A 13,997-nucleotide genomic window follows, 5' to 3' on the forward strand; every position below is an offset into this window, starting at 1 on the left:
AGCGCGAACAACACCGGCCGTGTCGCCAGCGAGACGACCGCATCGGCCTCGCGCACCACGTTGCGGCAGGCATCGATGACCAGCGCGCCCGAGGTCAGCAGCGTCTCGACCTCGTCGAGCAGCAGATCTTTCTCTGTGCCGCGCGCGATCAGCCTGCCGACCGGCGTGTTCAAGACCAGGGATGCCGCTTCGACTTCGGCCTTCAAGGCCGGGATGTTGGCTTCGTAGGCGGCCAGCGATGCCCGGCCGAACGCCGAGCGCGCGGCCTTCGTCCTCAGGCGCCGGACCGCGACGCCGGCCGCGGCCAGTTCATGCGCGACGCGCGCAACCGGCGGCAGCGGCGCCGGATCGAAATCCGAAAGCAGCCGCTCGGCCTCGTCGAGCCGGCCGATCAGGATGAGGCGGCGCGCCTCGAGGCTGCCGGCATAGGCAGCGTTCAGCCGGTCGCCATGCGCGGCAAGCGTGGCGCGCGCGGATCGCAGGGCCTTCTCCGGCCAGCCGAGGTCGCGTGAGACCAGGGCAATCTCGGCCTCGGCGACGACGCAGCGCGCCCGGGCGACGGTCTCCCTCGAACTGAAGGCCCTCGCCGCGTCCTTCAGCAGCGCCTTTGCCTTGGCGAAATCGCCGAGCTGCGCCATCGCGATGCCGCGCAGCGCCAGCGCCGGCGCGTCGTCGCGCAGCGCGACGCGCTTCAAGGCGCCGAGCGGATCGCCCGCGGCGAGCGCGCGCCCGGCGGCGTTGATCAGCGAGTCCATGCCGCCGCCTCAGGGCCCGCCGGATCAAATCGCGTCACACTTGTAACTCTCACCATCGAACCATGCGGCCTATGTCTGTCCCTGTCACCCCCAACCAAACCCAAGAACGGGACAAGAGCAATGACCCAACACATGAAGACACCGCCGGTCGTTTCGCAGGAAGCGTGGGAAGGCGCCTATGAAGAAATGCTGGTCAAGGAAAAGGCGATGACCCGCGCCCGCGACGCATTGGCCGCCGAACGCCGCCGCATGCCGTGGATGGAAGTGACCAAGGATTATGTGTTCGACGGCCCGAACGGCAAGGCGAGCCTGCTCGACCTCTTCGAAGGCCGCCGCCAGCTCGTGATCTACCGCGCCTTCTTCGAGCCGGGTGTCTTTGGCTGGCCCGAACACGCCTGTCGCGGCTGCTCGCTCGGCGCCGACATGGTCGGCAACCTCGCCCATCTCAACGCCCGCGACACCACGCTTGCCTATGCCTCGCGCGCGCCGCAGGCCGACATCCAGCGGTTGAAGCAACAGATGGACTGGAAAATGCCCTGGTACACCATCACCGACAGCTGGGATAAGGATTTCGGCGTCGACCAATGGCACGGCCACAACGTCTTCATCCATGACGGCAAGCGCATCTTCCGCACCTATTTCGTCAACAACCGCGGCGACGAAGCCTTCGGCACCGTGTGGAGCTATCTCGACGTCACGCCGCTCGGCCGTCAGGAGGTGTGGGAGGATTCGCCCGAGGGCTATCCGCAGACCCAGACCTATAAATGGTGGAACTGGCACGACAATTACGAAGCAGGCGCCGCCCCAGACCAGAGATGGGTCGAGGTCTCGGATGCCGGTGAAGCGGCGTTCCGCAACAAGAGCGCCTGAGCGCGAAGCGACTCCGGCGGCGGCCACACGTCGCCGGAGCCGATCTCGCCAAGCCTTGTCTCTCTGACCCCTGCAAACCTGACCGCTTCAGAAGGTGGATATTATGAGCATCGACAACCCCGCCCCTCGCCTGAGCGGCTTCGGCCTCGCCGACTGGCTCTGCCTCGCCGCGGCGCCAACCTTCGCCATGATGGCGCTGCTGACGGCTGCCTATGGCGACCACGACACGATGTGCATGTCGGCCGCCTCGGTGCTGAGCGGTATGGCGCCGATGTATCTGTTGATGGCGGGCTTCCATCTGACGCCTTGGCTGCGGCTGATGGCGAGGCGCACCAATGGGATTTGACGCAAGCGCTCAGCGTTCCCGTTACGTTGCGTTTAGCTCTGCCATGTAGATAATTCGGATGCGGAGGCGGCGTCTGAATGCTGGATAACTATGAGGCGGACGAATTCGGCGTGATCCACCAGATCGACTTCACGCCGATCAAGTACGACAAGAAATACATCTCGTACTACGAGGACTTGAGCGACCGGACCATCAAGCTCGGCTATCAGCGGCTTGGCTGGGTGCTGGGGATCACCGGCGAAATTCCGCGCTCGGTGCTCGAAATCGGATACGGCACCGGCACATTCATCGAAGCCGCGAAGATAACAGGCGTCGCCGATTGCGCCGGCTGCGACATCGCCGAGTTTCCGCTGCCCCAAGGTGTCCGCTTTGTCGATTGGGAGGAGGCGCTCGCCGGCTCGTGGGATCTCGTCGCCATGTTCGACGTGCTCGAGCACATCCCTGATCTCAGTTTCCTAGCCCGCCTTAAGACCCGGCATCTGGCCGTCGCTGTCCCTTATTGCCGCTGGCGTGAGCTCGGCGCCGACGGCGACGCGTGGTTCCGAACCTGGCGCATGCGCCTCCCCAACGAGCACCTGCACCACTTCGACCGCGACTCGCTGGTGGCGCTGCTCGCCCATAACGGCTTCGACTGCATGACCCTGAACTGTTTCGAGGACGGGATCAGGCTGCGGCCCGGAGAAGCGGGACCGAATATTCTGTCGGGCTTCTTCAGGAAGCCATAGGTCCAGGAGCCGGCTGAGCGCCAATGGCGAACTACTCGGCCCAGGCAAGCTCGCCCAGATGACGACGGACCCAGTTCATCTCTTCAGAAGCCGTGCGCCCAAAATGCCGCTTGAAGTCGCGGCTGAACTGAGCCGCGCTCGCATAGCCGACCGAAGCCGCGGCCTGAGCGATCGTGCCCTTGCGCGCGATCATCAGTCTTGCCTCGTGCAGCCGCATGGCTTTCACGTACTGCATCGGGCTGCTTCCGGTCATCTCCCTGAAATGGACGTGGTAGGAAGGCACGCTCATGCCTGCTTCTCTCGCCAGATCGGCGACCGAGATTTCGCAGCTGTAGTTTTCCCGCAGCCATGCAAGGCTCCGCACGATCCTTCCCGACCTGCCCCTTTGCTGCAAGGCTGCGATCATTGCGCCGCCTTGCGGGCCGATCAGCACCCGGTAATGCAGCTCGCGCAGGAGGCTTGATCCAAGAACGGCGGTCTCAGCAGGACTGCGAAGCGCCTTCAAGAGGCGCAGCAGCACATCCTCAATATCGGCCTCCATCCTGCTCGATGTGAGGCTTTGCGGCCTGTCGCTTCCCATTGCGGAATGCGTCTCCAGCAGCGCGGCAATCTCGGCCGCCAGCCGCATGTCGAACGCGACATAAACGGCAAGCAGCGGGCGATCGGGACTGGCCGTTGACTCCATCCGAAACGGAACCGGCACCGACACCGCCAGATAGTGTTCTTCGTCGTAGAGGTAGACCTCCTGTTCGAGGATGCCTCGCTTGCTTCCCTGCAGGACGAACACCGCGCCCGGTTCATAAAGCACCGGGACGTCATGGAGCGCGGCCTCCGTCCGAAGCACCCGTACGCTCTCGATCGCGGTGGCATTGTATCCAATGCGTTCGGCCAGAGTTCCGGCAAGCTCGACCAGTTCCCGTTTTCGTCCAGGGTCTGCTTCGATAGGATTTGGCAAGGAATTCATAGAAACCGCAATCCAGGTGACCGCCGCACCATACTATTTGCCAAGGCGCACTCCATCAACAAGGACCCCAGACCATGGCGAAAAAGACCTTCTTCATCACCGGCGCCAATTCCGGCTTTGGCCTCGCCATCGCTTCCGCCGCAATCCAAACAGGCCATACGGTCATTGGCACCGTACGGTTCGAGACGTCACGCGCGGCACTCGGCAGATCCCTGCCCGCGATGCGGACGGTCATGTGCGATGTCACGGAGTTCGACCGCGTGCCGGACGTCGTCGCGCAGGCGGAGAAGGAGCACGGGCCCGTCGATGTCCTGATCAACAATGCCGGCTATGGCCACGAAGGGGTGCTTGAAGAGTCGCCGCTCGAAGAGATGCGGCGTCAGTTCGACGTGAACGTCTTCGGAGCCGTGGCGGTCGCCAAGGCTTTTCTTCCGAAGTTCCGCGAGCGACGCCGTGGCTTCATCGTCAATGTCACCTCGATGGGCGGCATGATCACGATGCCGGGCATTGCTTACTATTGCGGCAGCAAGTTCGCGCTCCAGGGCATATCGGAGGTGATGCGTTCGGAAATGGCCCCGTTTGGCGTTCGCGTCACGGCCGTCTGCCCCGGTTCATTCCGGACGGACTGGGCCGGGCGCTCCATGGTCCGGACCGAAAGGTCTATCGCGGATTATGACGCGCTGTTCGACCCGATCCGGGAAGCCCGGCTGACGAAAAGCGGCAAGCAGCTTGGCGATCCGGACAAGCTCGCAACGGCCGTATTGGCTTTGGTGGAATCCGAAGCTCCGCCGCCGCAGCTTCTGCTTGGCAGCGACGCCCTCAAGCTCGTGTCCGAGCGTATCGAACGCTTGCAGCAGGAGATCGAAGCCTGGAGGGCCGTAACCATCTCGACCGATGGCTGAATGAGCGCGGGAATAACCCGCCGCATTGCCTTTCCGCCCCGGCTCGCTCCATAGTCGGGTCAATGCTTGACGCGATTGCGAGTCACTGGTCGACGCTAATCCTGATCCTCTCGCTGGCGATGGCGGCGGTCGGCATCGTGCACGCCATCATGACCAAGGAGGACGTGCGCGCCGCCACCGGCTGGGTGGGCGTGATGCTTTTGTCGCCTTTCCTCGGCGCGATCATCTACGCCATTGCCGGCATCAACCGCATCCGCCGCGCGACGATCAGCGCGATGCGGCCGGTTTCACCCGAGGCGGCCGCCGCCAGGCACGACCGCGACGTCGCGCTCGAAGCCCTGATCAACGCCGAATTCGGCCAGCGCTTCACCGGGTTGAAGACGCTTGGCGACAGGGTGGCGCGGCGTCCGCTGACATCCGGAAACACCATCGCCGTGCTCAAGACCGGCGACGAGGCCTATACGGCGATGTGCCGGGCAATTGATGCCGCGCAAAGAAGCGTCCTGCTCGAAACCTATATTTTCGACAATGATGCGGTCGGGGCGCTTTTCGTCCAGTCGCTCGGCAACGCCGTCAAGCGCGGCGTCACTGTCCGCGTGCTGATCGACGCCGTCGGCGTGCGCTATTCGGTGCCGAGCATCCTGAAACAACTCAGGGAGGTCGACGTCATCGTCGACCTCTTCAACGGCAACATCGTGATGGGCCTGAGGCTTCCCTATGCCAATCTGAGGACGCACAGGAAGATCCTGATCGTCGACGGCGCGGTGGCGTTCACGGGAGGCATGAACATCCGCAAGGGATTCTCCGCCGAATTCGCCGGTTCCGAAAGTTCGCGGGATACGCATTTCGAGGTCACCGGGCCGGTTGTGGCCGACCTGTTCTCGGTTGCGGCCGAGGACTGGCGCTTTGCCGGCAACGAGGCCCTGAAGGACGGGCCCTGGCAGGTCGAGCGCGCCGCGCCGCCGCCCGGGCAGCCGGTGCTGGTGCGCGCGGTGGCGACCGGGCCGGACGCCTCCAACGAAACCAACCTCAAGCTTTTGATGGGCGCTTTTTCGGTCGCCCGCAAGTCGATCCGCATCATGTCGCCCTATTTCCTGCCGGACCGGGAGTTCATCAGCGCGCTGACCACGGCTGGCCGCCGCGGCGTCGAAATCGACATCGTCGTGCCGGCGGTGAACAATCTTTTCCTCGTCGATCATGCGATGACGGCGCAGTTCGACCAGGTGCTGAAGCATTATTGCCGGGTCTGGCGCCACGAGGGCTCGTTCGATCATTCCAAGCTGATGGCGATCGACGGCGTGTGGGCCTATGTCGGCTCCTCCAATCTGGACGCGCGCTCGCTGAGGCTGAATTTCGAGATCGACATGGAAGTCCTGGACAAAAACTTCGCCGCCGAGATCGACGCCCGCATCGCGGCCGCCATCTCGACCGCCCAGCCGGTGACGCTGCAGACGCTGAATGCAAGACCATTCGTAGTCCGCGTCTTCGACCGTTTGCTGTGGCTGGGATCGCCCTATCTTTAGAGCAGGAAATCGAGCAGCAGGATCATGGAGATAGACGACATCAAGGGACGCAGCCTGCCGGGGACCGTGCTCCTGTCGATCCGCGCCAGGAACGCGCGCAAGGCGAAGGCGACGCCGCGCAAGCGAGTCAACGACACTGAAATTGTCGTCGCCTCCTACAACGTCCACAAATGCATCGGCACGGACCGCAGGTTCGACCCTGACAGGACGGCCCGCGTCATCCGCGAGATCAGCCCCGATGTGATCGCCCTGCAAGAAGCCGACAATCGCTTCGGCGACAGGGCCGGGCTGCTCGATCTCGCTCGCCTGGAACTGGAGACGGGACTCGTGCCGGTGCCGGTCTCGGGCAACGGCAAGGGGCATGGCTGGCGCGGCAATGTGCTCCTGTTCAAACGCGGCACCGTACGCGACGTCCACCAACTCAAGCTGCCGGGACTGGAGCCGCGCGGCGCGCTGGTCGCCGAGATCGATCTTGACGAGAAACGGTCGCTGCGCGTGATCGCCGCCCATCTCGGCCTTTTGCGCCGCTCGCGCTCCGAACAGGCCCGGGTCGTGCTCGACATCATGAGCAGCGCCGATGAAAGGCCGACGCTGCTGCTCGGCGACCTCAACGAATGGCGGCTCGGCAACCGCTCGGCGCTGAACACACTGCACACGACCTTCGGGCCGACGCCGCCGGCGGTGCCGACCTTCCCGTCGGGCCTGCCGGTGCTGGCGCTCGACCGCATCATGGGCAATCGGCACGGTTTGGTTTCAGGCGTCGAGGCGCATGACACGCCGCTGTCGCGCGTCGCCTCCGACCATCTGCCGCTGACGGCTTTCGTGCATCTGTAGATTGCCGCCGACGACGGTCAGCCGGTATACGGCGAAGCTTCGTCTCAGAACTTCCAGCTGAAGTCCGCCCCGCACGGACTGGTCGGAGAGACCCGAGCCGAACTGGACGCCATAGGAGACACCGAGGGTCGCGGCCGGCGTCAAGTTCAAGTCGAGGCCGGCTTCCACCACCGCCGCATCGCGTGCGATGGGCGCGCCGGCGATCGTGAAGGGGGAGCCGCCGGCAAGGGCGAGGCGGCGCCGATGTTCAGCGCGCCGGACCCCGTGCTGTCCACCGTCACAGTGCCATTTGTGTCGGGACTGATACCAACATAGCCATCAATACTGCTGACCGCGCCGCCGTTCTGGACCGTCGGGGTGCCGGTGTCGTGCAGCCGGATCACTGCCTGCGACCTGCCGTTTGCGCCGCTGTGGGCGGAGACCATCCTTGCGCACCACCTCTCCTGACGGAACCCTGACGCGATCCTAACGATCGACGAGACGCTCGCCGGCCTTTCCCAAGCGCTCGGCTGACGCCTCTTTCACTAAGGACATCGCGGGATCTTCGGCGAGGCTTGTCGTGCCGCTCGGAGCCAACCCACCAAAAAATCGACTCCGATTCGCCAGGACAAGACAAGGGGATCAACGGCCGATGCAAAGCAATGAAAGAGTTGCCACCGAAGTCCTGGGCGAAGACGGCAGGCGATACCTGGAGACGATCGAAAAATGCCGGAAGATCGGCCAGCCCTACATGATCGGTTTCTCGCCTGATCACCTCTGGGGGCTGGCGCTGGTGATGTGCGCCGCCACACTCTGGGCGACCGTGGGTGTCGCAAGCAGGTTTGTCCCGCATGAAATCGCAATGCCGGACGAGGTCTACGGATTCGTCCGCACGGCTATTGCCGGGCCCGCCATACTCCTGGTGGCGCGGGTAACAGGCGGCACCCGCAGGGTTAAGGCCAGCGCGGGCAGCTTTTCGGGATTTCTCCTGTTCGGCATTTCCTGCGCCACCTTCCAGGTCTGCCTGTTCCGCAGCTTCACGCTGCTGGGAGTGACGATAACGGTCTTTCTGACGGTTTGCTTGCCACCGGTCATCGCCGTCTTCTGGTCACTGAGGAAGCTTGGCGAACCCATATCGCGGCAGGTCGTGCTTCCCCTTGCGATCTCGATCGCAGGCCTCGTCACTTTCGTAAGTGTCGATACGGCATCGGAACAACCGCTCGACCTTCTATTGGGCCTTGCTCTGTCGCTGCTGGCATCTGCGGCCTTCGTCGTGATGACCAATGCCGCTCGCTCGCTTTCCGTTGCCTATTCGCCGAACCTTGTTTCGGGCCTTGGCCTGATCATCGCATCGCTGGTTCTCGCACCCGTGGCCATGATAGTCGCTCCAGGCGGTCTCACGCATTTCGGCGCGGCCATGGGGGACTGGCGAAGCATCTCGGTTCTGATCTATCTCGGTTTAGGGCCGACAGCTCTCGCCTATGTCTGCTACTGCGCGGGCATGGCGCGGTGCCGCTCCGCGGTGACTGGACTCGTCGCATCGATGATCGAGCCTGCGGTTGCCGCCGGACTGGCATTCCTGTTCCTGGACGAAACTCTCACGGCTTGGCAGGCACTCGGGTGTTTCATGTTGCTGACGGCAATGGTGGCACTTTGGCTGGACAAGCAAAGAACCTGAGCAATTCCTGAAAAAATGTGACGGGTCTTCCGCCCGGAATTGCTCTAAATCGCGTCGCGCTGAACCGGATCCAGGCGAGGCGTTTTAAGTCTTTGTTTGATGCATGTCGTACGCCCAAAACCGCTGCGCACGTTTGGGCGACAGGCATTAGGAAGCGGGGAGGCCGGCTTTCGAAAGCATTTCAAGAAACCGCGAGTGGTGGCCGTCCCTCAAATAGCGCGGCATGAACCCGGGAGCGACATTGCCGAGGTTGAGATGCGGGAGTTGTGACAGGCAGTGGTGGATGGCCCGTGACGCTTCTTCATCATTTCCCGTCGCCGCGGCAGTTGCCGCCCAAAAAAGCGCGCCGCGCAGGAATCCCGGCTTTGTCCTGACTACCTTGCGGGCGACCTCGAGCGCCCGCCGGTCGTCTCCGCCCGCGAACAACGCCATGACCATGCCGTGGTGGCGCCAGAAGTCGATGACGTCATGCGCTCCAAGGCGGATCGCCTCGTTTGCCGCGCGGACCGCCTCGCCGACCTGTCCGCGCAAGGCGAAGAGCATCGCAATATCGCCGTGGCTGCTGGGATAGCTCGGGTTGAGACTGATTGCGTGCTGGCATTGCACGATCGCCTCGTCGATCCGGCCATCGCATTCGTAGGCGAATGACAGGATGCAGCGGGCAATTTCGTCATCGGGTACGGCTCTTACCGAGTCTTCGGCAAGCTCGATCGCACGGTCGATATGCTCCTGCTCGCGAGGCAGAGCACCGAACGCAACACCCATGGTCGTCGCGATGGACAGCGTCCGTTTCGCGCGAACGTTGTCGGGCGCCAGCAAAAGAGCCTTTTCGGCGAGATCCTTCGAGACCAGGAGCGAGTCCCGCGTCATCTCGAAGTATTTCATCAGGGCTTCGTTCACCAGCCGGCGCACTTCTGGAGGACCAGGCGGGCTCTTGTCGCGAACCTTCCAGTTGGTCAATTGAAGCTCAAGGCTGACTGCCAGCACGACCGACTGCGCGATCCTGTCCTGGAAAGCGAGCGCGTTCTCCGAGTGGTCGTCGAATTTCTGCGCCCAGACATTGCGTCCATCAGCGGCGTCGACAAGCTGGATGTTCACCCTGAGCTCGTGTCCGGACCTCTGGATGCTGCCCTTGAGCGTATAGCGCGCCCGCACGCCAGCCGGCGCCCTCGGTTCCTCGCCGTTTTTCTCGAGGGCCGAAAGCACGATATAGTCGGCCACCTCTGAAAGCGCCGTGGTGATATCGTGAACGAGACCCTTGGCGAAGAAGTCGTCACCACGCTGTCCTGTCAGATTGACGATGTCGGCCACGACGATGGATGGGCGTCCCGAGCGCTGACCGGCGATAGCTCCATTGGCCGTCTGAAGGTTTGATGATGGCTCGGTGGAGGAAAGCAGCGATTGCCAGAGCGCTCGCGTCTCCGCGCTGACGTCGACACCGAACTCCTTCCTCAAGACGCTTCTGCAAGTCTCGAAGGTCCGCAACGCCTTGTCGCGCTGACCGCATGCAAGCAGCAGTTCCATCTTCAGCCGATAGGATTCCTCCCGCGTCGGCTCCATGGACACCATTCGATCAGCAACAGCCAAGCCGCTTTCGGCGTCCACGAGACGGGCGAGCTTTTCCAGCGACTGAAGCGCGCGGCTCTGCAGCCTTTCGCGTTCGGACGCCGCCCAATCGTCGAAAACGTTGGTGCCGACATGAAAGCCGTCGAGAAACGGTCCACTGTAGAGAGTCAACGCAGCCTGGAGTTCCGAGGCCGAACGGGCCGACAGGCCGGTTTCAAACTCGTCGACATCGACCCGCACCGCTTCCGGCCTCAGACCGATCAGGTCCTTGTGGGAATAGATGATATCCAAGCCGTGTCGCGCCAGATCCCGGCGCAGGACGCTGAGCGTTTGCCGCAGGCTGTTGCGCGAGTGTCCACTGTCGCTGTCGGTCCATAGATAATCGGCCAGCCGCTCGCGCGGCGCCGCCATGCCCGGACAGCGAGCCAGATATGCAAGAATTGCGGGGCCGCGCTTACCGGTGAGCCAAATTGTGCCGCCAGCCTCCTTTTCAAGCTGGAAACCGCCGAAAAGCAAAATCCGACTTGCAGCACGGCTTTCCGCATTTTGCATTGCTCAACGGCTCCCCAGCCTATTGAAATTCTAACTCAAAACTAACGCCTCGCAAGCTCCAGCGCGACGCCACCCAAGCGTTACCGTGACGCACTTCATTTAGACGCTGCTGAATTAACGGTAACTCAACCAGCAGCGTGGTTCCGGCCCAGGGGTGCGGCGAATGTCGAAGGTCACGGCCAATCTGCTGCTTCTGTTTGCGGCCGCGCTTTGGGGCTTCGGAAACGTGGCGCAAAAGACGGTGCTCGATCATCTCGACGCACTGAGCGCAGTCGGGCTGCGCTGCTTGATCGGCGGGCTGCTGGTGCTGCCCTTTGTCCTGACGGAAAGGCGAGCGCCGGCCGATTCCGCACATTCCTCCAGCGTGGCCCGGGTGGTCGTGCTGTTTGCCATCTCCATCATGCTGCAACAGCTCTGCTATCTCGGCGCCAGCGTCACCAATGCAAGCTTCTTCGTAAGCACGGCAACGGTGATCACGCCGCTGGCCGCCTGGCTGCTCATGGGTGAACGTCCGAAGGCAGGTCTCGTCGCCGCCGCCGGATCCACGGTGATGGGCTGCCTGCTGTTGTCGGGCGGGATTACCGGTTTCGGCGCCGGCGACCTCACCGCCCTCCTCTCGGCGGGCTGCTATGCGCTGTGGACGGTCGAGCTCGGGCGCCACATGCATGCCTATGCGCGCCCCTTCACGGCCGCCGCGGCGCAGTTCCTTGCCGCCGCCGCGATAGCCCTGCCGCTCGGGGCGGTGCAAGGCAATCTGTCATTGTCGGCGGCTTCCGAGGCCGGTCCCGAACTGGTGGTGCTCGGGGTTTTCTCGACCGCGGCCGCCTTCGGCATCCAGACTGCCGCCCTGCGTTTCACTTCGGCCAGCCACGCCGCGGTGATCGTCAGCGCGGAAAGCGTGTTCGGCGCCCTGGGCGCGGCGATCTTCCTTGGCGAGCGCTCTTCTGCGGCAGGCGCGCTCGGCGCGGCGATCATCCTCGGATCGATCCTGTCGGTCGCGATGTCGAACCGAACGTCGACGGCGTCCCTGCGAGCCAGTCCGGGCAGAGCCGACGCGGCATTGGCAGCAGGCGCCTGGCCGGTCAGGCGACGCTCATCGTCGTCAATGCAGGTCGGAAGGAGACAATCCGCTGACCTTTCCGGCGACGGCCCACGCCGGTCCCAACGACCGAGACCGCGTTGCATGGAAAACGACCTGTATCGAGATGGAGGGTAAGATGGTGGACGGTCTTCACAGGACACCGGGCTCCGACGGCAAAGGGGCAAGGCGTGCGCTTTCATTGGCGATGCTGGCGACACTGCCAGCCGCGGTCCTTTGGGGACCTGCCGCAGACGCAACCAACATAGATCCGCCGTCGATGCAGGTTGACGTCGCCGTCGTCTTCGCGGTGGACTTCTCCTCTTCGATTGATCCGAAGATTGCCGACCTGCAGCGTGAGGGCCATGCCGAAGCGCTCACCTCGCCGGAAATCATCCGCGCCATCTCGCAGAACTATATCGGTTGCATCGGCGTGGCCTATTTCGAATGGTCGAGCCCCGGTCGCTCGCGCACCGTGCTGCCATGGACGCGCATCTGCGGCCTGGACGATGCTAAGGCCGCCGCGTCGGTGATCAGCAATACAGGCGACACCGGCCATATGCGGCGAGGCAGGGGTGGAACTTCGGTTTCAACGGCAATCGATGTCGGAGGCCTTCTGCTCGACGAGTTCCCCGGGACCGCCATGAAGAAGGTGATCGACATCTCTTCCAATGGCGAGAACAATGACGGGCTGCCCGTCCAGCCGAGCCGGGAGAACGCGATCGCCAAGGGCTACACGATCAACGCGATCGCCATACCGGCGGATGACGAGGACCCCCGCCAGCCGCTGGCCTCCTACTTTGCCCAATCTGTCATCGGCGGTTCACAAGCCTTCGTGATGTCACCGAAGCAACCGCACGATTATGTCACGGCTCTTCGCCGCAAGCTGGTGACGGAAGTGAGCATGAACATCGACACGTATGTTCCGCCGATGGAGGCACAGGCTCTGTCCGCGCCAATAGCCGATCCTCGGTAGGACTGCGCCTCGATGAGGAGGGCTCACTCGTCATACGCGGAAGCGCGGCCAGCGCGCCCTACCCTTCCCTCAGCCAGACCAGCATCTCGCCGGGCTCACGATTGTCCCAGGCGAAATAGGGAACCGCCTTGAGCTTCGTCGCCTCAGTCGCCGGCGGCTCGCGGCGATAGAGATCGGCGCCCCAGCTCTCCGTCTCGGCCCTGCTGCCGATCGCCGAAAGCGTGACGACGCCGCCGAGCAGGTTTGGCTCCTTGTGAGCCTCGAGCCTTGCCTCGCGCGGCAGGGCGATGCGGTGCAGCCCACCGCCATTGTCGGTCTCCTCGACGCAATAGATCAGCGGGCCCCGCGCCAGCGCGACACGACCGATGTCCTGCCGCACCTGCGGGTTGGCGAAGAGGCGCGCCATCGACATTTCAAGGTCGAGCTCGACCTTGTCGCCCTGGCGCCATTCGCGGCGGATCGCGGCGTAACCGTCGACCGTCGCCGCTTCGAGATCGACCAGCTTGCCGTTTACCCGAAGCGCGGCCTTGCGGCACCACACCGGCACGCGCAGGTGAAGCGTGAACGCAACCGGCGCCTCAGGTCCGACCTCGATCGCGACGGCGCCGTCCCAGGGATAGTTGCTGGTCTGGACCAGGGTAACCTGGCGGCCGGCGATCTCGAAACGAGCGCTCGAGTCGCCATAGAGATGGACGGCCAGCGCGTCGTCGGCGAGGCCGTAGAAATAGCTGCCGATCGAGGCCACCATGCGGCCGATATTGGGCGGGCAGCAGGGGCAGCGGTGCCATTTCCAGCGGTGATGGCCACCCCTGCTCTCCAGCGGATTCTCGTAGAAGAACAGCGAGCCGTCGAGCGACAGGCCGGAGATCGAGCCGTTGTACAAGGCCCGTTCCATCATGTCGGCGTAACGCGCGTTCGGCCCCATGCCGAGCATGCGGCTTGCCCAGAACACCAGGCCGACCGAGGCGCAGGTCTCGGCATAGGCTGTCTCGTTGGGCAGGTCATAGTCGCTGGTGAAGCCCTCATTGTGCGCCGACGGCCCAAGGCCGCCGGTGACATAGAGGCTCTTGGTCATGAGATCGTCCCAGAGCCGGTCGAGCGCTACGCGCAGCGTGTCGTCGCCATATTCCGTCGCGATATCGGCCATGCCGGAATAGAGATACATCGCGCGCACCGCGTGGCCGACGACCTTGTCCTGCTCGCGCACCGGCTTGTGCGACTGGTTATACTCGTACGTCTTGAAGTGATA

Annotated in this window: 12 protein-coding genes and 1 pseudogene; 9 read left to right on the forward strand and 4 right to left on the reverse strand. The window is 63.6% G+C overall.

Annotated features, from left to right (window positions below):
- Nucleotides 1-755, reverse strand: a pseudogene (locus tag EOA24_RS10775) (helix-turn-helix domain-containing protein); the annotation flags it as partial.
- A 120-nt stretch (nucleotides 756-875) separates the two neighbouring features.
- Between EOA24_RS10775 and EOA24_RS10780 the strand changes: the two are divergent.
- From EOA24_RS10780 to EOA24_RS10790, 3 genes are all read left to right on the forward strand, one after another.
- Nucleotides 876-1,625, forward strand: a complete 750-nt coding sequence (locus EOA24_RS10780; protein ID WP_126083140.1) for a DUF899 family protein — start codon at nucleotides 876-878, stop codon at nucleotides 1,623-1,625.
- A 103-nt stretch (nucleotides 1,626-1,728) separates the two neighbouring features.
- Nucleotides 1,729-1,971: a hypothetical protein gene (locus EOA24_RS10785; RefSeq protein WP_126083141.1), complete on the forward strand. Its 243-nt coding sequence runs from the start codon at nucleotides 1,729-1,731 to the stop codon at nucleotides 1,969-1,971.
- Nucleotides 1,972-2,048: 77 nt separating this feature from the next.
- A complete protein-coding gene (locus EOA24_RS10790; protein ID WP_126083142.1) occupies nucleotides 2,049-2,696 on the forward strand; it encodes a class I SAM-dependent methyltransferase in 648 nt (215 codons plus the stop codon).
- A 31-nt stretch (nucleotides 2,697-2,727) separates the two neighbouring features.
- Here EOA24_RS10790 and EOA24_RS10795 read toward each other — a convergent pair whose 3' ends face one another.
- Nucleotides 2,728-3,660, reverse strand: a complete 933-nt coding sequence (locus EOA24_RS10795) for an AraC family transcriptional regulator (RefSeq protein ID WP_126083143.1) — start codon at nucleotides 3,658-3,660, stop codon at nucleotides 2,728-2,730.
- A gap of 74 nt (nucleotides 3,661-3,734) precedes the next feature.
- Between EOA24_RS10795 and EOA24_RS10800 the strand changes: the two genes are divergently transcribed.
- The 4 genes from EOA24_RS10800 (at nucleotide 3,735) to EOA24_RS10815 (ending at nucleotide 8,576) form a co-directional block, all read left to right on the forward strand.
- Nucleotides 3,735-4,562, forward strand: coding sequence for an oxidoreductase (locus EOA24_RS10800; RefSeq protein WP_126083144.1), 828 nt, complete (start codon nucleotides 3,735-3,737; stop codon nucleotides 4,560-4,562).
- A gap of 62 nt (nucleotides 4,563-4,624) precedes the next feature.
- Complete coding sequence (locus EOA24_RS10805) at nucleotides 4,625-6,085, forward strand: phospholipase D-like domain-containing protein (protein ID WP_126083145.1); 1,461 nt, start codon at nucleotides 4,625-4,627, stop codon at nucleotides 6,083-6,085.
- 24 nt (nucleotides 6,086-6,109) lie between these two features.
- Nucleotides 6,110-6,919: an endonuclease/exonuclease/phosphatase family protein gene (locus EOA24_RS10810; RefSeq protein WP_189342586.1), complete on the forward strand. Its 810-nt coding sequence runs from the start codon at nucleotides 6,110-6,112 to the stop codon at nucleotides 6,917-6,919.
- 631 nt (nucleotides 6,920-7,550) lie between these two features.
- A complete protein-coding gene (locus tag EOA24_RS10815; RefSeq protein WP_126083146.1) occupies nucleotides 7,551-8,576 on the forward strand; it encodes a DMT family transporter in 1,026 nt (341 codons plus the stop codon).
- A 147-nt stretch (nucleotides 8,577-8,723) separates the two neighbouring features.
- Here EOA24_RS10815 and EOA24_RS10820 read toward each other — a convergent pair whose 3' ends face one another.
- The gene (locus EOA24_RS10820) at nucleotides 8,724-10,694 is read right to left on the reverse strand and encodes a BTAD domain-containing putative transcriptional regulator (RefSeq protein WP_126083147.1); all 1,971 of its coding nucleotides are present in this window, start codon (nucleotides 10,692-10,694) and stop codon (nucleotides 8,724-8,726) included.
- A 163-nt stretch (nucleotides 10,695-10,857) separates the two neighbouring features.
- Between EOA24_RS10820 and EOA24_RS10825 the strand changes: the two genes are divergently transcribed.
- Nucleotides 10,858-11,910 carry a DMT family transporter gene (locus EOA24_RS10825; protein WP_245491096.1) on the forward strand — a complete coding sequence of 351 codons (1,053 nt, stop codon included), beginning with the start codon at nucleotides 10,858-10,860 and terminating at the stop codon, nucleotides 11,908-11,910.
- 1 nt (nucleotide 11,911) lies between these two features.
- Nucleotides 11,912-12,748, forward strand: a complete 837-nt coding sequence (locus EOA24_RS10830; protein ID WP_189343158.1) for a DUF1194 domain-containing protein — start codon at nucleotides 11,912-11,914, stop codon at nucleotides 12,746-12,748.
- 58 nt (nucleotides 12,749-12,806) lie between these two features.
- On the opposite strand, the gene EOA24_RS10835 is transcribed toward EOA24_RS10830, so the two are convergent.
- Nucleotides 12,807-13,997: beta-L-arabinofuranosidase domain-containing protein (locus EOA24_RS10835; protein WP_133374492.1), on the reverse strand; the 1,191-nt coding region annotated here is incomplete at its 5' end.

This window comes from Mesorhizobium sp. M2A.F.Ca.ET.039.01.1.1 (genome assembly GCF_003998035.1).
Lineage (GTDB): Bacteria > Pseudomonadota > Alphaproteobacteria > Rhizobiales > Rhizobiaceae > Mesorhizobium.